16 protein-coding genes and 2 pseudogenes are annotated in these 20,815 nt (G+C 61.8%); all 18 read left to right on the forward strand.

The annotated features are described in order from the left end of the window. Nucleotides 1-5: 5 nt before the first annotated feature. The 18 genes and pseudogenes from P775_RS12045 to P775_RS12130 all read left to right on the forward strand — a co-directional run bounded on the left by P775_RS12045 (nt 6) and on the right by P775_RS12130 (nt 20,694). A pseudogene (locus tag P775_RS12045) lies at nt 6-520 on the forward strand (type II toxin-antitoxin system YhaV family toxin). 94 nt (nt 521-614) lie between these two features. Then, on the forward strand, nt 615-779 hold the full coding sequence (locus tag P775_RS28055; RefSeq protein ID WP_180287423.1) for a hypothetical protein: 165 nt from the start codon (nt 615-617) through the stop codon (nt 777-779). Further along, the gene (locus P775_RS12050) at nt 769-921 is read left to right on the forward strand and encodes an antitoxin PaaA2 family protein (RefSeq protein ID WP_099911232.1); all 153 of its coding nucleotides are present in this window, start codon (nt 769-771) and stop codon (nt 919-921) included. The genes P775_RS28055 and P775_RS12050 overlap by 11 nt, the downstream gene beginning before the upstream one ends. 102 nt (nt 922-1,023) lie before the next feature. Next, nucleotides 1,024-5,286, forward strand: coding sequence for a strawberry notch family protein (locus P775_RS12055; RefSeq protein WP_099911233.1), 4,263 nt, complete (start codon nt 1,024-1,026; stop codon nt 5,284-5,286). 121 nt (nt 5,287-5,407) lie between these two features. Next, on the forward strand, nt 5,408-5,794 hold the full coding sequence (locus P775_RS12060) for a DUF6878 family protein (RefSeq protein WP_099911234.1): 387 nt from the start codon (nt 5,408-5,410) through the stop codon (nt 5,792-5,794). A 1-nt stretch (nt 5,795) separates the two neighbouring features. Next, entirely contained in the window at nt 5,796-6,257 is a 462-nt protein-coding gene (locus tag P775_RS12065; RefSeq protein WP_099911235.1) for a DUF6915 family protein, read from the forward strand. Nucleotides 6,258-6,356: 99 nt separating this feature from the next. Beyond that, nucleotides 6,357-6,659, forward strand: a pseudogene (locus P775_RS12070) (hypothetical protein). 124 nt (nt 6,660-6,783) lie between these two features. After that, a complete protein-coding gene (locus P775_RS12075) occupies nt 6,784-7,512 on the forward strand; it encodes a DUF736 family protein (protein WP_099911236.1) in 729 nt (242 codons plus the stop codon). 156 nt (nt 7,513-7,668) lie between these two features. Beyond that, complete coding sequence (locus P775_RS12080) at nt 7,669-8,205, forward strand: hypothetical protein (protein WP_245875660.1); 537 nt, start codon at nt 7,669-7,671, stop codon at nt 8,203-8,205. A gap of 130 nt (nt 8,206-8,335) precedes the next feature. Next, nucleotides 8,336-8,935, forward strand: coding sequence for a rhomboid family intramembrane serine protease (locus P775_RS12085; protein WP_245875661.1), 600 nt, complete (start codon nt 8,336-8,338; stop codon nt 8,933-8,935). A 462-nt stretch (nt 8,936-9,397) separates the two neighbouring features. Beyond that, on the forward strand, nt 9,398-9,979 hold the full coding sequence (locus P775_RS12090) for a hypothetical protein (RefSeq protein WP_143520891.1): 582 nt from the start codon (nt 9,398-9,400) through the stop codon (nt 9,977-9,979). Then, nucleotides 9,976-12,462: an N-6 DNA methylase gene (locus P775_RS12095; protein ID WP_099911239.1), complete on the forward strand. Its 2,487-nt coding sequence runs from the start codon at nt 9,976-9,978 to the stop codon at nt 12,460-12,462. Before P775_RS12090 ends, P775_RS12095 begins: the two co-directional genes overlap by 4 nt. Before the next feature lie 5 nt (nt 12,463-12,467). Further along, a complete protein-coding gene (locus tag P775_RS12100; RefSeq protein WP_143520892.1) occupies nt 12,468-12,971 on the forward strand; it encodes a PIN domain-containing protein in 504 nt (167 codons plus the stop codon). 670 nt (nt 12,972-13,641) lie between these two features. Beyond that, nucleotides 13,642-14,571: a DUF2493 domain-containing protein gene (locus tag P775_RS12105; RefSeq protein WP_099911241.1), complete on the forward strand. Its 930-nt coding sequence runs from the start codon at nt 13,642-13,644 to the stop codon at nt 14,569-14,571. A gap of 476 nt (nt 14,572-15,047) precedes the next feature. Further along, nucleotides 15,048-15,254 (forward strand): hypothetical protein, encoded by a 207-nt coding sequence (locus tag P775_RS12115; RefSeq protein WP_007120662.1) that lies wholly within the window; start codon nt 15,048-15,050, stop codon nt 15,252-15,254. A 517-nt stretch (nt 15,255-15,771) separates the two neighbouring features. Beyond that, nucleotides 15,772-16,365 carry a helix-turn-helix domain-containing protein gene (locus tag P775_RS12120; protein ID WP_099911243.1) on the forward strand — a complete coding sequence of 198 codons (594 nt, stop codon included), beginning with the start codon at nt 15,772-15,774 and terminating at the stop codon, nt 16,363-16,365. Then, the gene (locus P775_RS12125) at nt 16,352-18,685 is read left to right on the forward strand and encodes a relaxase/mobilization nuclease domain-containing protein (RefSeq protein ID WP_099911244.1); all 2,334 of its coding nucleotides are present in this window, start codon (nt 16,352-16,354) and stop codon (nt 18,683-18,685) included. The genes P775_RS12120 and P775_RS12125 overlap by 14 nt, the downstream gene beginning before the upstream one ends. 8 nt (nt 18,686-18,693) lie before the next feature. Then, nucleotides 18,694-20,694, forward strand: a complete 2,001-nt coding sequence (locus P775_RS12130) for a type IV secretory system conjugative DNA transfer family protein (protein WP_099911256.1) — start codon at nt 18,694-18,696, stop codon at nt 20,692-20,694. Nucleotides 20,695-20,815: the final 121 nt, after the last annotated feature.

The raw sequence follows: 20,815 nt of genomic DNA on the forward strand, positions 1-20,815 counted from the left end.
GATGAATGAGCGGCGATAGCGTGCCCGCCCAAGCGCCCCTTGTCGTAAACGGATGGTCGATATATGCGCATCCGCTCTTTCTGGACCAGCTCGAAGGGCTGACCCTGGAGGTCGAGGCGCGTAAGGCGCGCGATCCCAAGACTTGGCGCAAGAAAAATTCCACGAAACGGCTGGCCGCCATCTTCAAGCTGGTGACCGAGGCCATACCGGCAGATCCGGGTGCCGCAGCCTTCCGGCAAGGCGGCACACTCGGCGACCCCCGCAAGGGTTCCGGGCGAAATTCTTCCAGCAGTATCGGTTGTTCTACCGCTTCAACAGCGATGCGAAGGTCATCGTGGTGGCATGGGTGAATGACGACAAGACCCTGCGCGCCTACGGCAGCAAGACGGATGCATATGCGACGTTCAAAGGGATGTTGGAAGATGGCAATCCACCTGACAATTTCGACGCGCTCTTGAAAGAAGCTGCAGCGGCGGACAAGCGGTTCGAGAAATCCCTTGAAGCGGTGCCCGATCGGTAAGTGGGCCAGCTTGCTGTGACCCTTTGGCATTATCGTTTACGACGCCACGCTGGAAGATGTAGCATCGGCTGATAATACGGTCGGAGAAAGCACAATGGACGAAACGGAAAAGGATAGGCAGCACCTCGGGCTAGAGGAGCAATGCGCGCCTGACCTCACGGGGCACCGTTTCCCAATTGCTGTGCGCGTTGCAGACATGCCCGATGACCTCGGCAAGCTGCTGGATATCGGGCTCGAGGAGCATTTCCGTGGCCGCTGAAGCGAATTCGTATGACACGTGGTTTCGCATGAAGGTAAAGGCCGCGCTTGAGGATGCACGCGCCGAAACTTCACAGGTTCAGGTAATGCAGGCCGCACAGGCATTGATTGATGCGAAGCGGCAGGTCGAACCCAAGTCCTGACCAAGCCTTGGAGGTCAGCGCGGTCTGATCCCGTCACCCTGAAAAGTCAAAGCGGGCTTTTTGTCCTTTGGAACTCAGACCCTGATCCAAAGGAATATCCCCATGTCCAAGCCCAATCCGGCAAACCCGGCTTTCCCAATCTCCGATACTGACCTCGCCTCTGCGCTAGCGCAGATCTGCGCGGAGATCGTCCACCAACCCCTGCGCAGCTCAGCGCTGGCGCGCATCATGCGCGAGACGTTTCATGGCAGCGATGCTGGCGGTGCCTGGGACTGGCGCATGGCCTATGACCTGATGCAGGCCGCAGCCATCCAGGTTGTGCTGCGTGGGGACAGTGCAGCAGGTGACATCGCCGCTGCAAAGCTGGTTGCCTCACGGCTGCTGCCGGAAACTCGCCGGTCAGAGCAGCAGATCCGGCTGCAGCAGTTTTCCACGCCGCTGGCATTCGCGGGCCTGGCAGTGCGTGCCGCAGCGATCCGCAAAGGCGAGACCGTGCTGGAGCCGTCGGCTGGCACAGGTACCCTCGCCGCTTTCGCCGCCCGGGCCGGTGCCACGCTTTTGCTCAACGAGATCGACCCCTTTCGCCAGCGCCTCCTGCGCGCGGTTTTTGGCGGCGGGGTCACAGGCCATGACGGCGAGCATATCGACGATCTGCTGCAGACGCCGGTTCTACCCGAGGTCGTGGTGATGAACCCGCCCTTCGCCTCATCGGTCGATCGCTCCCGAGACAAGCACATCGCCGCCAAACATCTCGTCGCGGCGGCAAAGCGCCTGCCACCCGGTGGGCGGCTGGTGGCGATCATGCCGCCGGGATTCGCGCCCGAACGCGATGCCGCGCATTGGTCACGCGCCTGCGGTCTCCTGACGCCGCGCTTGGCGTTGACGATGCCGGCGCAGGTCTACCGCACGCTCGGCACCTCTGTCGAAACCCAGCTCATGGTCTTCGACAAGGTGCAGGAAGGCTGCGAGATGATCCGGGCCAGTGTCCGGGACTTGGATGAAGCCCTTCCTTTTGTCGACGCCGTGGCCGCGACACGGCCCGAGGCGCGCCCCGCACAAAGGGCGGCAGCACGCCCTCACGCGCGGCCGGTCGATCCATCCTCTGCCCCGCGCAAGACCCCAGCTGCGCCTGTCGCCGCCTCCAAACCACGGGCCAATGCCGTCCGCCCACTAACTTTCGAGAGCCTTGAGACCCCGCGCGACAACACGCCCATCTCGGACATCTATGCGCGCTACCGTCCTCAGCGGATTGAGATCGCAGGCGCGCAGGAACATCCCACGCCGCTCGTTGAAAGCATCGCCATGGCCTCGGTTGCCCCGCCCATGCCCTCAAACACGGGCAGTGATGACTTGCGCCTGCCCGCAAAGTTGATCGAGGAGGGAGACCTCTCCGAGGCGCAGCTGGAAACCATCATCATGGCGCATGATGCCCATGGGCGCGACCTGCCCGGTCGGTTTACCATCGATGACGACCAGACCAAGCTGACGCGCGCCGATGATGACTCGGAGGCCAATGCTTATCGCCTCGGCTATTTCCTCGGCGACGGCACTGGTTGCGGCAAGGGCCGCGAATGCGCGGGGCTCATCCTAGTGAACTGGCTGGCCGGGCGCAGAAAGGCGATCTGGGTCTCCAAATCCGCCACGCTTATCGAGGACGCGATCCGCGACTGGACCGATCTCGGCGGCTCGCCCGCCGACATCCAGCCGCTCTCCAAATGGAAACCGGATCAGCCCATCCCGATGGGGGACGGCATCCTGTTCGTGACCTACGCCACGCTGCGGTCCGCGGGCAAATGCGGCACCACGCGGCTGAGCCAGATCCTCGACTGGATGGGCGAAGACTTTGACGGTGTGCTGGCTTTTGATGAAGCCCATGCCATGCAGAACGCGGCAGGCTCCGAGCAGGGCAGGGGGGGCAAACCCTCCCAGCAGGGCCTTGCCGGCCTCCGGCTGCAACTGGCAGCACCCCGCGCTCGCGTCTTCTACATCTCGGCCACGGGGGCGACGAGCGTGCACAACCTCGCCTATGCCGCGCGTCTCGGTCTCTGGGGGCAGGGGCCGGAATACCCCTTCCCAAGCCGCGAGAGCTTCGTGTCGGCGATGGAGGCAGGCGGTGTCGCGGCCATGGAGGTGGTCGCGCGCGATCTCAAGGCGCTCGGGCTTTACACAGCCCGTGCCCTCAGCTTCGATGGGGTGGAGTATGACGTGCTCGAACACGCGCTGACCCCGGCTCAGATCGAGATCTACGACGCCTATGCGGGAGCATTTCGGACGATCCACCACAATCTCGAAGCGGCGTTGACCGCGACTGGCGTCAACGATGCCTCGGGCGAGACCAATGCCTCGGTCGCACGCGCCTCGGCCAAGTCCCGCTTCGAGAGCACGAAACAGCGTTTCTTCAACCATCTCCTGATGGGCATGAAGGCCCCGACCATCATCCGCGCGATCAAGGACGATCTGGCGGCGGGCAAGGCTTGCGTCATCCAGGTGGTCTCAACGGGTGAGAGCCTGCTGAAGCGCCGGCTTGAAACGATGGACCCCGAGGACGAGCTGGTCGAGGGCGCGCTAACGCCGCGCGACTACGTGCTGGGCTACCTCGAACAGGCCTTCCCGATCCATGCGCAAAAGCTGGTCGAGATCGACGGCAATATGGTGGCGGAACCTTTGCGGGATGAGACCGGCGCGCTGGTTGTCTCGCGCGAGGCGCTCGCCCTGCGCGATGCAGCAATGATGGAGTTGATGACGCTGGCGCCGATCCCCTCGGCGCTCGATCAGATCCTCTGGGCCTTTGGCGACGAGGCCGTGGCTGAAGTCACGGGCCGGTCGATCCGGCCCCTCAAGGCGGCGGATGGTCATCTTTTCATCGAGAAGCGCGCCGCCAGCAGCAATTCGTCCGAGACCCAAGCCTTCATGGACGGCGAGAAGGATATCCTGATCTTCTCCGATGCAGGCGGCACGGGCCGGTCCTATCACGCGGCGCAAACGGCGAAGAACCAGAAACGGCGGCGGCACTACCTGCTGGAGCCCGGCTGGCGCGCGGATGCGGCCATCCAGGGGCTGGGCCGCACGCATCGCTCTGCCCAGGTCAGCGCGCCGTTCTTCCGTGTTTGCACCTCCGATGTGCATGGCGAGAAACGCTTCACGTCGACAATCGCCAAGCGCCTCGACCAGCTGGGGGCCCTGACCAAGGGTCAGCGCGAGACCGGCTCGCAGGGCATGTTCCGGGAGGAGGACAATCTCGAAAGCCCGATCGCGCGGGCCGCACTACGTGGGTATTTCGCCGATCTTGCCGCCGGGCGCGCTGAGGCGATGAGCTACGAGAGCTTCACCGACTGGACGGCCCTGCGGCTGATCGACAAGGACGGGGTGCTCCTTGAGGAGCTTCCCCCGATCCAGCGGTTTCTCAACCGGGTGCTGGCCCTTCCCATCCACATGCAGAACGCGCTCTTTGCCGAGTTCATGCGCCGGATTGCCGATCAGACTGAACGGGCGCGCGCGGCGGGCACGCTCGATCTCGGCGTGGAAACCCTGCGCGGCGAAAAGATCGAACAGGTCTCCACCGAGGATCTCTGGACCTGCCCGAAATCCGGTGCTGTCACGCGGATCATCGGGCTCAAGGTAACCGACCCGGTCCACGTCCTTGGGGCCGAAGAGGCCATATCGCGCAATCCCGACAAGCTCCCCATGGTCAACCGAGCTTCGGGTCGCGCGGCGCTCATCTCGGCGCGGCCCATGCAGATGTATGACGAGGACATCGTCACGCTGATGCGCAAGGTGGTGCGGCCAAACGGGTCGAGCTATCTCGAAGAGGCACGGTTCGAGTCCTCGGCTTGGGAAGACATTGAGCGGCCCGAGTTCACCCAGCTTTGGGACGCAGAGGCTGCGTCCCTGCCAAAAACCACCACGACCAAGCTCTACCTGCTGACCGGGCTGCTGCTGCCGATCTGGAAGGACATTCCGAGCACCAATGAGCGCATCTACCGGGTCACGCCCGATGGGGCGACCGCCATGATCGGGCGCACGCTGAGCGAGGAAGGGGCGGCCGCGCTGCGCGCCCGCTTCCTCGTCTCCAACCCGCAAACGCCGCATGAGATGCTGACCGCTGTCCTCGGCACCACCGCGCCGGTCGATCTGGGCCGGGGTCTGAACCTGACCCGTCGCCGCGTCGCAGGCGAGATGCGGCTTGAGTTGGGCGGTGTGGACCGGGGTATGATCGACGGCCTCAAAGCCCTTGGCTGTTTCACCGAGATCATCGCCTTCCAGTTGCGGGTATTCCTGCCGCATGGGGACGGAATCGACACGGGGAGCATTCTGGCCCGGATCGTGGGGCAGCGAGCCGCTAGAGCGGCAGAACAAGCTGCCTGAAAAGTCAAAGCGGGCTTCTGGTCGAGCGTCGCGGATCGGGGTTTGCCCGGTCTGCGCTTTCCGGGCGCGCTCTGACCAGTGCCACGCCAGGCCCCCCAAATTCAGACAAGAGGACAGACCCATGACCAATCCCCAGATCGACTATGCCGCAATGGCGGCTCAGTGGCGTGCAGAGCGCGAAACCACCTTGAAGGCATCCCGAACGGAGCTGCTCGCGCAACTACGTGCGCTTGGCATCAGCGAGGTCACTGCCGAATACGAAGGCTATGGCGACTCCGGCAATGTCGAGGATGTGACGGTGCAGCCTGCAGAGGTCCAACTGCCGGAGGCGCTTGCCACAGAGGTTGGCGACTTCGCCTGGTCGCTCGCCTATCACCATCACCCGGGGTTCGAAAACAACGAGGGTGGCTACGGCACGCTGACCTGGGACTTGCGCAACGACAGCATCATCCTCGATCACGCGGACCGCTATGTCGAATGCTCGCACAGCTATGTCGAGGGTCTTTGAGATGGCCCATCCGCTTCATCATGCCGAAAGCTCCGCCCGGAAATTCGGCGGGGTGCCGTCTGACTATCAGGCTGTGCACGATTGGTTTGACGCCTCAAAAGAGCACCTCGCGCTCTTCACGCACCGAGCCATGCGCCATCATGCCCAAGGCCTGTTTGAAGCCGAACGTGTCTTCGGCCTGACCCTGACCAATAGCGCAGGTCGGGACATTCCCGTGCGCTGGATCGGCGAGCAGCATGTCCGCGAAGACTGTCAGGGCCGTATCCCGAGCATGGCGGACTGGCTGCGACGGATACAGCCCGAGCCATGGATGGCCAATGGCCACATCGACCGGCATGCCGGCGATGAGCCCTGCGGCGATCCAAGGGCCGCCTGGGCCTCCGAGGTCGCCGCCGGAAGAACGGTTCTTGGCCTGAAGGATTGGATGGCGTCGCGCGCGACGCAAGCTACGCAAGGTGCCTGACAGCTCTCGGCCGTTAGCCAAACGAATGCTGCATGGAAGCCCGGTCGGAAGATCGGGTTTCTTGCATCTTTTCCCACCATTCCTCGTCTGGAGGATCTCATGACACTCGAAGTCATCAAGGCCGCCGTCGATGCCGGCCAGACCGTGCACTGGGCCAATACCGCCTACGTTGTGCACAAGGACCGGGTCGGTCAGTATCTCATCACCTATCTGCCGAACGGAAACTGCATCGGCCTGACCCACCGGAGCGGGCACCGGTTGAACGGGGATGAGGCGGAGTTCTTCCTCGTGCGATCGGAGGACGGCGCGGAAAATCCGGGCAGACAATAAAGACCAGACGGGCAGGGGAGGGGCGTAGCACCCGGAGGCGCGGGGGCATTCCCACTCGGACGGCAGCTCTGACCCGTAGGCGGGGCTGAAAGGAAAGCAGGCCTTCTGATTTGTGATCCCTCAAGGGGTCGAGAAAGCAATCCCGGATGCGCTGGCAAGGATGTCAGGCACCGGCCAATCCAAAAGGAACCATCCCATGTTCGCAGGAACCCTCACCCGCAATGTCGAGACCGCAGCCGCTCAGTACACCGGCATGATCCACTCGACGCGATTTGACATCGCCATCCAACTTGAAACCCGCCCGAAGATGTCCGCGCGCAGCCCGGATTTTGACGTGACGGCGATCAACAAATCAGGCCGCAAGGTGCGCATCGGCACGGCCTGGAACGAGACCGGCAATACCAGCGGCAACCCCTACATCTCGATGCAGATCGATGTCGGCCTCGGCCCGTTCCGGGTCAACGCGGTGCAGACGAAAGAGGCGCGCGCAGCCCAGAGCGGCGAGTTCGAGATCATCCCGCTGGTCTCGAATGGCCTGATGAAATCCGGCTCGATCTCGGGCGAACTCACCGCCATGGACGCCGACAACGCCTTCACCGGCTACATCGCCAACATGATGTTCGATCTGGAGTTTATGCTGATCGAGAACAGCTACAAATCCGAGGAGACCCACCCCGATTACCGCATCGAGGTCAGCTCGCCCCGGGGCACATCGATCCGCGTCGGCTCGGCCTGGATGACGAAAAGCAGCCGCACGGGAAACGACTACCTGTCGCTGCTGATCAACACGCCCGATGGCGACCTGCGCGTCAACGCCGTGCAGAACGAAGAACAGCGCGGCGGGCAGACCTTCTCGATCATCCCGTTCATCGACAGTGGTGAGCAGCCGCAGGATGCAGGCACGGGGCTGTCGCTGGTCGCCTAATCGGCGCGCGAGGGGGAGACGATCTGAACCCAAAGGGGAACCGTGGGATCACGGTTCCCCTTTTTCCATGTCCGTTGGCGTGAAGGACGGCACCCGCTTGCGATCAGTTGCAAATGCGATACAATAATATATTCACGTAATATCGAGGGCGGGCGCGTGGCGGCTAGATCAGGGACGGTTCCATGGTTCGAGAGCTTTGATGTTGAGGCAGAGGCTGAAGATCTCCTCGCCCATATCGAGCGCTGCACCGGATTCGCGCTACCCGCCCGAAAGCGTGAAGTCATCATGACCCATGCAAGGGCAAAGCTCGACAGAACAAGGCAGGCATATCTGGAGGCCAAGGCGGTGGGAAAGCCGGTGTCCACATCGCGCAGGGCTTATCTGACCGACCTGCAGGACACGATCTTCATGGCGATCCCGGAAGAGAACCTCGCGCGGATGCCGTTGAGCGAGCAGGTTCTCAACGACCCGTCATTTTACGCTGACGCCATGCATAGCGCCGCCGCGATCAGCGAGGATGAGCTTTTCATGGCGCTGTCCTCTTCGCTGAAGGACATGACGGTCCAAGACGCCCGGGCCTTCGTCTCGAAGCTTTGGCACGGCACAATTGACGACAATGCCCGCAAATACGCCGAAGCCCTGAAGCGCCCCGAGCGTGAAATCATGCCTCTGCGGCCGGGGAACACTGTGTAAGATCGAAGCCATTCTCTTGGCTTGAGCCGTACCGAGGTTGGCGGCCTCAAACCCCCTTTCCCGGAGGTGGCACCCTGTGCATCGCGCGAAAGCCGTTGAAGGCGCTGTGGGGACGTCTACTGTCGCCAACATGATGAACCGGGATCACATGCGCGCCTTCTTTCGACGCGCCGCGGCGCTTGCCGCTTTTGTCGCGCTGCTCTGGGCGGTCCAGGTCGTCAATTGGATCGTCGGCTACGGTTTGAACCCGGCCTTCGGGCTTATCCCCAGGCAGCCCGGCGGGTTGGATGGCGTCGTCGCAATGCCGCTGCTGCACGGAAGCTTCGCGCATCTCATGGCCAATACGCCGCCGCTCCTGGTGATGGGTGGGCTGCTGGTGGCCACCACCACGCGAGCCTTGCTGCCGGTGAACGCCGTGGTGATCGGCCTCGGCGGCGGTCTTGTCTGGCTGTTCGGAAGCTCCGCCATCCATATTGGTGCGTCAGGTTTGGTTTTCGGCTGGTTCGGCTTCCTCATGACGCGCGGCCTCGTGGATCGCTCACCGATTACGCTTGGCGCGGCACTTATGGTTGGTGTGCTCTATGGCTCCATTCTCTGGGGCGTTCTTCCGGGTCAACCTGGCGTCTCGTGGGAGGCCCACATGTTCGGCGCTTTGGCGGGCGCGGCCGCTGCATTTCTTGTGCGAACGCGGGTCCATGCGCCGCGCCTCGGCAGCGTCGATCTGGACTGAAGCCGTACACTTGGCCCAAAGCGGTCGGTCGTGTCTGATCACTGTCGCGCAACGGCATCCCCGAAGCGACCGTTCGACACTGGGCGCAGTATCTAGAGCAGCATATTATCTCCTGTTAGTCTCGCGTTTCAGTCGCGACCCAGATTGCGCCAAGTCGTCCGGCTGAAGTTGGTAGCGTCATACAAAAGGGGGCCCGCCCACCAAATCGCTAGATCCGAATAGTTGGAAACTGCTCAAACCTCGCTCCGGGGAGACAGCCGAGTTTTGATCACGATAATAATGAATAGTGGGCAGCGCCATGGGCTTCGCTACCAATTCCGCTATAGCCTTGGGATCAGTCTTTTCGGATCATCGTGTGCGATGCCTGGTCGGGTGGTCAGACCTGTCAAGTCCTATAAAGTATTGAAAATATATAGATAAATTTGGAACCCTGCTCGGCCGAAAACCTCCCGAGAGATTTACATGAAACCTGCACATAATCGCCTTCAGCGTGTCGGCGACCTTGCCACGACAGATAATGCAGTCTATCTTGTTGTGAACAACAAGATAGTGATCAACTTCATGACATTGCTTTACACTCCAGGCCAATTGCGAACTGCGGTATCAATCGGCCCTGAAACCTATCGCCATTGGAAGAAGGCGCTGGAACCGTTGCGGCGGGCCCGTGGTCACAGCCCCTGTTTCAGGTCCGGAGACCTTGTTGCTCTAGCTGTTGTCAGACTGCTCACGCTGGATATGGGAATTCGAGTGGGTGCGCTGACGTCAATTGGGGAGGCTCTTTTCGATCTCTGCAATCGATCTCCTTGGCCGGTGATGGAGCGTGCCAAACTGATTATTGATTTGCCGAACTCCGTGTTGCTGCTTCGCAGTGAACTTGCGGAGACACCGACCGACAAACCCTATGTCACGATCCCGTTGTCACCCGTCATCACTCAGCTTCGCGAGCAATTGTTAGCCGCAGGTAACGAAGATGAGCAGTCTTCTCTTCGCTTCCCGCCGGTTGAGATCGCCCCCGCTGTCGCCTCTCGTGGAGGTCGGCCGTGAACGCAGTTGATCATATCGCCAAAGCGGCCCGAGACACCGGGTACCGTTCCGAAGCTGTCGTCACCGACTACTCTTTCGCTGATGTTCTGGCCGAGAACAACCCGACCCGAACCGTCCAGCTTGCAGCCTTTACCCGTACGCCCCCCTCTTATCGGTCCGCAGCGCTCGCGGTCGTGCACGGCGAGGGACGCAAAGCGATCGACGTGGTCAATGAGCATCGCGCTCTTGGCGCTCCCCTTCTGTTCGTTATTAATCAGGATGACGTCACGGTATGGGAGGTTAGAAGCAAGGTTCCCCCACGCGCGATCGAAACCGTTGATCACGCGGGTATCGAAGACCTGTTCAATCGCCATCGTGCGACTTGGCATCCAGATGCAATCCATCGTGCAAAATCCGTTGGCTCCTCCGAAGATGGTCACCAGCTCGACTTCGTCGATTTGGGCCTACTACCCACGATCGAAGGTGAAATTCACGTCAAGCTGGGCCGTCTCCTAGTCGAGACGCTTGATCTGTCGCAAAAAGCATCTGAAGGTGAAACACTGGATGCGCGCACGCTTTTCCGTGTCGTCTTCCGGCTTCTCGCTGCCAAAGTTCTGGAAGACCGTCGCCATCCCTACGCGGCCGGCTGGAACGCCGATGACCTCTCGTCGGTCCTTGCAGGGATCGAGACCTATTATTCGCTGGGACATATCGAAGGCCGCTGGGCAAATGAATTGCCTGCGATTTTTGACGCGGCATGGCGCCATTTGCGGGCCGGAATCAGCTTCTCTAATATTTCATCTGATGACTTGGCATTCGTCTACGAGAACACGCTCATCACACCCGAGACCCGTAAGGTCTTCGGCACCCATAGTACGCCGCGGCAGGTTGCCGAGTACGTCGTCCAGAAGCTCCAGCTTCACGATCACAAGCCCGAAGATTTGAGAATCTACGAGCCTTTCGCCGGTGCCGGCGTTTTCCTCGTCTCGGCCTTGCGCCACCTGCGCGACTTGCTTCCGGTTGAATGGTCGGACGAGCAGCGTCATGACTTTTTGATTAAGCACATTTCAGGGGATGAGGTCGACGCATTCGCCTGCGAAGTCGCCACGCTTTCCCTTATCCTTGCCGACTACCCCAATCACAACGGTTGGCATGTCAAAGAGGCTGACTTGTTCGCTGGCACGACGCTCGCAGATCGGATCAGCGCAAATAACATCATCCTCTGTAATCCCCCGTTCGAAGCGTTTAACGCTGTGGACAAGAGCCGATATGAAATTGCAGGAACGACGCATTCGAAGGCCATTGCAGCACTGAGCGCAGCCTTGGACTCCAAGCCTCTCGCTTTAGGATTTGTCCTGCCCCGTTCATTTATTCTCGAACGACAATTCGCAGAGCAACGGCGACGGATCGAGAGTCTATATAGCTCAGTGGAGGTGCTCAAGCTTCCTGACGGTATCTTTGGCGCATCTGATGTCGAAACGTCCGCAGTCATTGCCCGTGACTTGCGCCTCACCCCGGCTGTGTCCATCACCTTGCGCTCTACGGAGGTCGCGGAAAGGGACCGTTCGGCGTTCCTCAAAACCGGCCAGACAACGGTGCACCGCGACCTCACCCGAGGGGTTGCTGAAAAGCCTGACGGGTGCCTCTGGATTCCTCCCCTTAACGCCCTCTGGAATTATCTAAGCGATAACCCAAGGCTTGGAGCAGTGTTAAACCCAAGACAGGGCCTGCAATGGTATGATCAAGAACAGGGGCGTAGCGAAAACCAGAAGCCCGGATTTGAGCTGGGCTTTTCCAACGCCCGCAATCTCCAGCAATATCAACCTCCCAAACCCATGTGGTTGGACTTCAGAGAAGACCATATTCGTCGCGCTTTCAATCATGACTGGTCCAAGCCGAAACTGATTGCCAGCGCAACGCGCCTGAGCCGGGGCGCTTGGTGCATTGGCGCTTTCGTCGATCTCGAAGGCGTACTTTGTTCGCAGCAGTTTTTCGGACTCTGGCCGGTCGAACACCTTAGCAACAGCGAGTTATTTGCGCTCTCAGCCGTCCTCAACGGGCCGGTTGCGAACGCATTCCTGGCTATGAACTCACCGAAGGACCGGTTCCGGGTGTCAGTCGTCCGGGATGTCCCAATTCCTGGCTCACTCCCTAAAACGCTCACGGAACTGGCTGAAGAGTACATCACGAGAGTAAACGCCGCCTCCATCTTCGATCACACCGATGGTGACTTAGCGGTGCTGCTTGCGCAAATCGATGCTGAAGTTATGAGGGCCTATGATCTACCACTAAAGCTGGAGCGGCAGCTTCTGGCCTACTTTGAGGGATCTGACCGCCCCGTCGCGCATGCGTGGAAGCACTGGAATGATAGCTATCCAGTTCCCGGCTTGAGTTTGGCGGAACGCCTGTCTGGACGCTTCAATGCCGGGGGTGACTGGGTCAAGAAGGTATTCCAGCCGTTACCCCAAAGTGAGATCGACTTGCTTCGCGATTATGTGGCGTAATCGAGATGGACGCATATCTCTTTGATACGACGGTTTTATCGATTTATCTCGATCCCAACCATCCGCATCATGTCGCGAAAAGCCCGTCATTGGCTGCGTTACCGACGGATAGCCCTCGGTTCGTCTCTGCGGTCGCATTAGCGGAACTCGGCTTCGGAACAAACTTGGCAGCGCTGCTTGGAAAAGGCAGTTTGGCGACACTGGAGGCCATGCTCGTTCAGGCGCGAGCGTATGCGGTTCTCGACATCACGCACCACACTGCGTCGGTGTATGCCGAAGTGAAGTCGAAAGTTGCTCACAAGTATTTGGCCAAAACACTGCGTAAAGATCGGCCAAAATATATCCAGGAGTGGGTTGATAGAGCCACTGACCAAAAGCTTGCCATCGATGAAAATGACCTTTGGATGTGCGCGCAGGCAAAGGAGCGCGATCTGGTGTTCGTCACCGCAGACGCACGCATGAAACGAATCTCAGATGCCGATCCGGATGTACGGATTCTCATTATTTGATATTACCTACCTCGCCGCGCTGCCGCCAAATCGCTTCGTCCTCTTCCCGCCCATCAAGTCGAATGCTTGGATAGGTAACTCGTATGGTGGGTAGCGGCGTCGCCAGCACATCAACCTTGGCTTCAGCCTTGCGGCCTCCCCTGCTCGGCTTCGCGTGTCGCAGGGGAGAACGGCCCTTCGGACCGTCGCGCATTCGGCCATGCGGCCTCACCGCGGCGTCGCACCCGGCATCCCGGTTTGCCCGCCTCGCGAGCACGTCCCTCCCCGGCCGCTCCGCCGGATTGCGCTCTGGTCTGTTTTGGCCCGATGCCAAAACGATCCCGCCGCTCCATCCGTCTCCCGCGTCCGGTCGGGCCGTTTGCCTGCTCGGGTCGGGCAAACCTACCGTCAAAACACACACACACATGAGCGCGGAAGCATATCCTCCGGATGGCCCCCAAATCAGCCCGCCTCAAGGATCGCAAAACTTTTCGGCGAGGGCGGCGCTTGTGGTGCGGCGCGGTCCCGTGCGTGAGGGCGCGCGTGTCTCCGGTGTTGCGCGCGGAAAACTTTTGCGCCCGGCAAGCCGGCGGCTGCGCCGTCCCTGACCCGGGCAGATTCGGAAACCAGGCATTCGGCCATGCCCCCACACTCACGTGGTGGCCTTGGAACCGAACACTGGAGACCAGACATGGCTTACGACACCGCAAACACCTACGAGACCATCGAACTTTTCGGGCTGACCGAGAAGGACGCACAGCTCCCGATCCCCGAGGATCACATCCTGACCGACCGCATCATCCGCGAGAGCTTCGAGGCTTTGCTCGGGCAGCTGCGCGGGACCGGGCTTGAAGCCGAAATCGAACCGCTGGCCCATGGGCTCGCGACGATCCTGCAGCGCCGCAAGGTGGCGCTTGGCAAGGAGGTCGACCGCACCGCCGACAAGATCGGCGCGCTGGCAAAATCTCACGACGGATCGGAGATCGCCGAGACCGCGCTCGAAGAGGCGCAGGCCCGCTTCCTGCAGCTGCGCGAGGTTGTCAGCGCCATCGAGGTGATGAGCGAGGCGGCGGCGGAATGCTACGAGATCGAGACGGGCCACGCCTTCATTCCGGCAGCCGGGTCGCGCGCAAGCGTCCGGGCGCAAGAGACCGGCGCGGTCTTCGAGGCGCGGCAACTCCTGGAGCAGCACGACCGCGAGACTGCCGAGAAGTCGAAAGTCGAGGGGGTTCCCCTGATCGTCTCAGGCGCCACCGACTGGACCGATGTCGATGTGGTCTTCAACACGCTCGACAAGGTTCGCGAGCGGATCAAGCAGAACCGCAATCGGGAGATCTTTCTCTGCCACAAGGGTGGCAAGCACGGTGCGGAGATGATTGCGGCTCGGTGGGCGCGCGCACGGGGTGTCGCACAAGCGCGCTTCGATCCGCGCTGGTCCGCGCATGGGCGGGCGGCACCGTTCAAGTGCAACGACGAAATGCTGGACGACAAGTTCGCGGCGACGGGTGTTGTACTCTTCGGCGGCAACGGGGTCGCGCTGAACCTCGGGCAGAAGGCGGAAGCGAAAGGCCTGACGGTCATGCGGGTTGCGGACCCGGCGAAGAAGACTGCGCAGGATTGAAGAGAGGGGGTCGCGCTTGGCGCGGCCCTTTCGTCATGTCTCATGGCGCGTGCGGTCGGTCACGCAAGATCGGCAGCTCGCGGCGGCCAGCACCGTTATCCCTCTACCAAGTCCGTCAGAGTTCGGCCCATCCGCGTCGGTGCGGACTGGGGATGGTGCGCACCTCACGCGCATCGCCAGCAGTGGAAGACGCGAGGGGTCGAGACGTCGCGCTTGAGGCTGAAGACTTGCGCGTCCCTCAGGTGGTGTTGCGGACCATCGCATCCACGCGGGCGGGCTCCGTCAGCACCCCGGCCAGGCTCGGCGTGACGCGGACGCGGATGGTGGCGGCTGCGTGATGGCAAGGGTCATCCGGATCACTCCTTTTTGCTCATAGATGTGGATCGCACGGGGTCGGTCCGTTCGTGCCCTGCGCTTGCGATCGGGCCTCTTGCCCCCGTGCCGGGTGATCCCCATCGCAACAAGGAGTAACCCAAATGACCAACCACTACGTCGCCACCGTCCCCGTCAAGTTCACCGATACCGATGGCCAGGAGCGCACCCGTTTTCAACGCGTGGGTGCGATGTTCCGCAACACCCGCAACGGGGACGGCTCGGAGTTCTTCAGCCTCAAGCTCGACTTCCCGGTCGCGGTCTCGGAGCTGGTGATGTTCCCGCCGAGCGCGAAAGATCCCCAGGACTAAATCCTCTGACGAGGATGGGCCGCCCCAGGACGATCTTGGGGCGGCCCGATCCCTGTTCCAGGGATGCCGGTCCCTGCGCGTTCAACGGACGCACTCCGCCCGGAATGACCAGGCCGCGACAGACCGGCCCGTCAGCCTCAAGGGGGCCATCCACAAAAACCTATCGGCCAGGGCCTCCCGGTTTTTGCGGCAGAGATTTGGGGACCCAAATCTGGCCCGCCTTGACCCTGCCTGTCCGCCCTGTCGGTGGGGTTTGCGCCCGCCCGCGGTTCCGTCCGAACACATGCGTGTTCGTCCAGACCCTCGGGCGGGGCTGGGGAAGGGGACCCATTGGACAGGTGGGTCGCCTGGTGGTGAGGGCGGCAGAGCCGCGTCCCTGCGGGACGCGGGGGAAGCGGACACCAAGGCTGCCTGAGACTGAATTCGACATAAGTATATAATTGACAGCTTGGTATATTATCGTAAGGTAGAAGCAGCCTTGGTGGAAGGTGGCAGGAAATAGGGGGTCTTTCTTCGCATGTCTCGCTCAAAACGCCTCACAGATGCGGACCGCATGGAGATCGTTCGCGAAGCTGCGGAAGGCGTTTCCACTTCAGTGCTGGCGGAACGCTTTGGCGTGTCGGTGCGGGCGATTCAGTACACGCTCAAAGCCGATGCCGAGCGCCAGACGGATGCCGCAATTCCGGTCTCAGCGGTCAGTGTGAAGGTTACGGCTGCGGAGCTTGCGGCGCTCGACGAGGTGTTGGCCGAAGCCGGGATCGAGAGCCGGGCCCAGGGGCTGCGGCGGCTCATTCAGGCGGCAGGCGGCGTGTTTGTCCCGGACGCCCAGATGGCAGCAGAGATGGCGCGCTACCGCGCCTCGCTGCACGAGGTCGGCAATGGGGTCGCGCAGATTGCCAAGCAGATGACGCAGGCCAATCGGCGGGGGCAGGGGGCCGTGGGGGGCACGAGTGCCGAGTTCACCGAATTGCGCCTCGCGCAGATGCGCGGGCTGGCGCGGTTCATCCTGGATTCTGCTGACGAGATCGATCTGCTTCTGCGCCGCCGTCGGGACGCAATGCAGCTGCAGGCCACGGCCGCGCTGAGGGAGTTTGCCCATGCGGCTGAATGATGCCGTCCATGCCGTCACGGGCGAGGTCTTCCGGGATGGCTGGAGCCGCGTCCGGGGCTCGATGCAAGGTCTGCACGTGGCCAAGCAGACCCAGCTTACGCGCGCGGCAGCGGGGCACCGGCCGGCGGTCTTCAAGGCGATCCGGGGTGGCGGCACGCATACCAAATCACAGCTCGCAAACCAGCTCGATTACCTTACCACCAAGTCCACCCATATCGTGGACAGTAGCGGGTTTCTGGACGGCAAGGCGAAGCTCGAGGCGGGTGACATCAAGGACCTGACCGAGCGCTTTGCCAAGCGGTGGGACGCGGGCTTCAAGCCCAAGCTCGGGCAGACCACCCATATGCTCATGTCCTTCCCCATCGGCACGCGGGGAGAGGATGTGCGCGACATCGCGACGGATGTGGCCGAGCGGTTCTTCCAGACCGATGAGGGGCATTTCGATTACATCATCGCGGTGCATGAGGACCGCGATCACCCCCATGCGCATCTGGTGCTGAACCGCCGCTCGCAGGAAGGCGAGTTCTTCTTTCTGGGGCGCAACCACCGCTTCAACTATGACGACTTCCGCCTCGCCATGGTCGAGGAGGCGGAAAAGTACGGTCTGCGCCTGGAGGCCACGCGTCGGGTGGATCGCGGGGTTGTGCATTACCCCGCTCGCACCAGCGAGGTTTATGCCGCGAAAGAAGAGGGTCGCGCGCCCCGCGAGCGGGAACGTGTGGGGGCCGACTTGACCCGGACGCTGGCGGAGATCGCCAATACCAGAACTGTCTACCATTCGCTTGCCGCGGAGTCCTCCCGGGAGGCTCGCGAGGATATTGCCGCAGCCCTTTTCCGCGCGGGCGAGGTGCTGGCGCATGGCGGGCAGGTGGACCGAACAGGAGATGTGTATATGGCCGAGGATCAAAGCTTCGAGGATTTGAGAAGCCTCTATGCAGAAAAGCTCGCGCGGGTGCAGGGCATGATCGCCGAGAAGTCTGACGCGGAACGTCCCGTGCTGGAAAAACGCCTCATCGAGATCCAGACGCAGGTCCAGCACATGCAGCCTCTCGGCTTGCGATCATCCACGCTGTCAGAGACCCCCTCGGAGGGCGGGATCTATTCCGAGGCCAATATTGACGCCAGCCAGCGCGAGCGACTGGCCGAGCCCGACCTGAGATCGCGCATTGACGCGGCACTACACGGCACCGGGATCAGCACATCGGAAGTGGTGGCCCGGATCGAGACGGGCGCCTCAAATGCAGCGCTCGAGCATCAATGGATCGCCAATGATCTCTCCAAAGTAGCTGAGGCGCGCGATCTGAACCTTGAACGCCGCGCCGATCTGGAACAGGCGCGCGACATTCTCAACGATGTGCATGTCGCGCTTGGCACGCTGTTGGAGCGGGAGAACGTGCTGCGCCGGGATGGTGTCATGGAAGCGGAAGCGGTCAGCGAGCGGTTCCATTATCATGAGGGCGCGGTGCGGGCGATGGAAGGGACAATCCGTCAGGAGATGCGCGCAGACGGCCTGACCGCGCAGCAGATCGAGGACCGGGATTGGGAGGTTGTCTCAAGGGCGGAGCGCCGGATCGAGACCGAGCAGCGCACGTATCTTGCAGCACATCCGGACCTGCTCGCACACCCTGGCGATGTGATCGACCGGTCTGAGCCCTACAGGGAGACCATCACCGATTCGGCCCGCGCCAGCGAGATCACCCGCGAGGTCGACCGGATCATGGAGGGACGCGACCTCCGCACGCCGGTTGCAGATGCCGTCACGGATGACTTACGAGCGCGCTATCCGGACATGCCGTCCCACCTCGCCCGCGGGCTCGGCGCGACCTACGCGGCCGTCGCCCGGATACGCGACACGGAGGTCATCAATCAGGTCCGCCGCGAAACCGAGATGCGCGACGGGCTCAGATCTGGCACGCGCGACGACATCCTCGCAACCCGCGATGAAACTGCGTCGCAGTCTGACCGTGCCGACCGCCTCGCAGACGAGATTGCGCGTGTTCTGGACCATGAGCGGGCCGGGGAATTGTCCGCGCCCTTCGAGACGGAGGCGGAGCGGGACGCCTTCCGCGACGAGATCGCGCGGGTGCTGGACGTTCGCGAACTCGACCGGCTCACATCTGGCGATGCCGATGCGCTGGACAAGGTTCTCGAGGACCGCCTCGACCGGCTCTATGTCGCCAAGGTCTACCTGCAATCGGATGCAGCGACGGCCAACACGGAGGCCTTGCGCCAGGTGGTCGATGATCTTGCCGACACCGAATATGAAAAACATCGCACGACAGATGTGGATGGCGAGACCGAGCGGGGTCAGGTCCATTGAGCGCCTCCATGGGAAAAGCGCGGATCGCGACCGGCGTCCTGCTGGTGACGCTGGTGACCGGGGCCATGGGCTATACGATCGCGTCGGCGGTGCTGACCTACCAGGACCTTGGTTTCGGGGCCGAGATCGATTTTGCCTATATCGCGCAGAACTATCTGGCGATCCTCGATCACCGCCCGGAGGACGCGCAACTTATTCACCTGATCATCGGCAGCTTCGCCGCCGCCGGCCTGATGCTGAGCCTCGCCCTCTCGGGGTCCGCTCTGACACGGTTTGGCCAGACCCATTGGCAGACCGCGCGCGAGATGAAGGCCAATGGGTTCTTCGGGGCGCCCGGGACCGGGTTCATCCTCGGCAAGCTGGGGCCGCCCGGCTCCCGCGCCAATTACATTTGCTCCAAGGTCTTCCCCCATGCGCTGATCGTGGCGCCCACGGGCCGCGGCAAGACCACGGGCTTTGTCATTCCGAACCTGCTGACTTGGCAAGGCTCCGCCGTGACGCTCGATGTGAAGGGCGAATGTTTCGAGGCCACGGCCCGTCACCGCGCGGCCCAGGGCGACAAGGTCTATCGCTTTGCCCCCACCGATTGGGAGGGCAAGCGCACGCATCGCTACAACCCGCTCCTGCGCATCTATCAACTGAAAGATCCCGCGCGCCAGCAGATGGAATTGCAGCTCCTGGCGACGCTCTTTTTGCAAAGCGACAACGACCGGGTGCAGGGCCTCCTCAAAGGCGGGATCGATCTCTTCGTGGCGGCAGGCCTGCTGGCCTTCCAGCGCAAGTGCCCGACCTTGGGCGAGATCTACCGCATCGCGGCCTCGGGCGGGAACAAGCAGAAGGAGTATTTCGCGCGCGGCCACGAAGTCGACAACCGGGCGGCCAAGCTGATCTTCACGCGGCTCGCTTCGACCAACAACGATACGCTGACCTCATACGTCTCGCTCCTGATGACCTCGGGGCTCGATCAATGGCAGAACCCGGCCATCGATGAGGCGACGGCCGTGTCGGACTTTGATTTCCGGACGATCCGCAAGAAACCCTTTTCGGTCTATCTCGTGGTCCAGCCTCTGATGGTGAAGCCGCTCGCGCCGCTGATCCGGCTCTTCTTCTCCGATCTCCTCTCCGCCATGCAGGAAAAGGACCCCGGGCCGGATGAGCCGTGGCCAGTGATGATCATGCTCGACGAGTTCAACCGCCTCGGGAAAATGCCCATCGTGGTCGAGAGCATAGAGACCCTACGCACCTATCGCGGTCACCTGGCCGTGGTCACGCAAACCATCCCCGCCCTCGATGAAATCTATGGTGAGAACACCCGCCGCGCGCTGCAGGGCAACGCGGGCGTGAAGCTCTACCTCACGCCTTCGGATGAAAAGACAGTCGAGGAGCTGAGCAAGGCGGTCGGCAAGACCACGAAAACCGTCGTCACTCGGTCTCAGTCCATCGGCAAAAACCCATTTGAAGGGCGCAGCCAATCCACGCGGACTGAAGAGAGCTCGTTGTTGCCTGAAGATGAAGCGCGCCGCCTGCCGCTCGATGAAATCGTCATGGTCATCGACGCGCAAATGCCGGTCCGGGCAAAGCGGATCCAATATTTTGATGATCGGCTGTTCAAGGCGATCCATGCGGCGCAGACGGGCGAGTTGCCGTTTCCAAAGCCGGGGGGAGGTGGGCCGCAGGGGAACCTGCCGCTGAGTGTGCGCGCCATGCCGATGACTCCGCCAGCGAACGGACCAAGTGGACCTGACGCCGTCGTGGAAAACTCAGCTCAGGCTTCTGGTGGTCAACTGTCACGGCAAACTGACGGCGTTTCAAAGAAAACCGCGCCCGTCGTTCAAGCTGTGATCGCCGAGGAACAGCGCCAGATGGAGATGGATTTTGGGAGCCAGGCTGCGGATGCCGAGGCTGCGAGCGTCGTTGATGAGGTGCAGATGCGCTCTGCTGTCGATGGCTTAGAAGACATGGAAGCGATGCTGCAAGAGGACGGTGGTGAAAGGCTGGTTGCTCGATAGCGTGGTGGGCATCGCCTGTATGTCAGGGAGGGCGGGTTCCTGACTGTCGCTGCGGACACGTTATATACATGGCGTGCTTCAAAAAGAAGACATTTGTTGTAGTCCTTTCTTGAATCTTCTG

Origin of the sequence: Puniceibacterium antarcticum (assembly GCF_002760615.1) — a bacterium.
In the GTDB taxonomy this organism is placed as follows: Bacteria; Pseudomonadota; Alphaproteobacteria; order Rhodobacterales; family Rhodobacteraceae; genus Puniceibacterium; species Puniceibacterium antarcticum.

What these genes read in the sequence shown, in the direction of transcription:
- P775_RS12085 (WP_245875661.1), top strand. Translation starts at nt 8,336, where the DNA reads ATGATGAACCGGGATCACATGCGCGCCTTCTTTCGACGCGCCGCGGCG.
- P775_RS12055 (WP_099911233.1), top strand. Translation starts at nt 1,024, where the DNA reads ATGTCCAAGCCCAATCCGGCAAACCCGGCTTTCCCAATCTCCGATACT.
- P775_RS12115 (WP_007120662.1), top strand. Translation starts at nt 15,048, where the DNA reads ATGACCAACCACTACGTCGCCACCGTCCCCGTCAAGTTCACCGATACC.
- P775_RS12075 (WP_099911236.1), top strand. Translation starts at nt 6,784, where the DNA reads ATGTTCGCAGGAACCCTCACCCGCAATGTCGAGACCGCAGCCGCTCAG.
- P775_RS12125 (WP_099911244.1), top strand. Translation starts at nt 16,352, where the DNA reads ATGCGGCTGAATGATGCCGTCCATGCCGTCACGGGCGAGGTCTTCCGG.
- P775_RS12065 (WP_099911235.1), top strand. Translation starts at nt 5,796, where the DNA reads ATGGCCCATCCGCTTCATCATGCCGAAAGCTCCGCCCGGAAATTCGGC.
- P775_RS12060 (WP_099911234.1), top strand. Translation starts at nt 5,408, where the DNA reads ATGACCAATCCCCAGATCGACTATGCCGCAATGGCGGCTCAGTGGCGT.
- P775_RS12120 (WP_099911243.1), top strand. Translation starts at nt 15,772, where the DNA reads ATGTCTCGCTCAAAACGCCTCACAGATGCGGACCGCATGGAGATCGTT.
- P775_RS12090 (WP_143520891.1), top strand. Translation starts at nt 9,398, where the DNA reads ATGAAACCTGCACATAATCGCCTTCAGCGTGTCGGCGACCTTGCCACG.
- P775_RS12105 (WP_099911241.1), top strand. Translation starts at nt 13,642, where the DNA reads ATGGCTTACGACACCGCAAACACCTACGAGACCATCGAACTTTTCGGG.
- P775_RS12130 (WP_099911256.1), top strand. Translation starts at nt 18,694, where the DNA reads ATGGGAAAAGCGCGGATCGCGACCGGCGTCCTGCTGGTGACGCTGGTG.
- P775_RS28055 (WP_180287423.1), top strand. Translation starts at nt 615, where the DNA reads ATGGACGAAACGGAAAAGGATAGGCAGCACCTCGGGCTAGAGGAGCAA.
- P775_RS12100 (WP_143520892.1), top strand. Translation starts at nt 12,468, where the DNA reads ATGGACGCATATCTCTTTGATACGACGGTTTTATCGATTTATCTCGAT.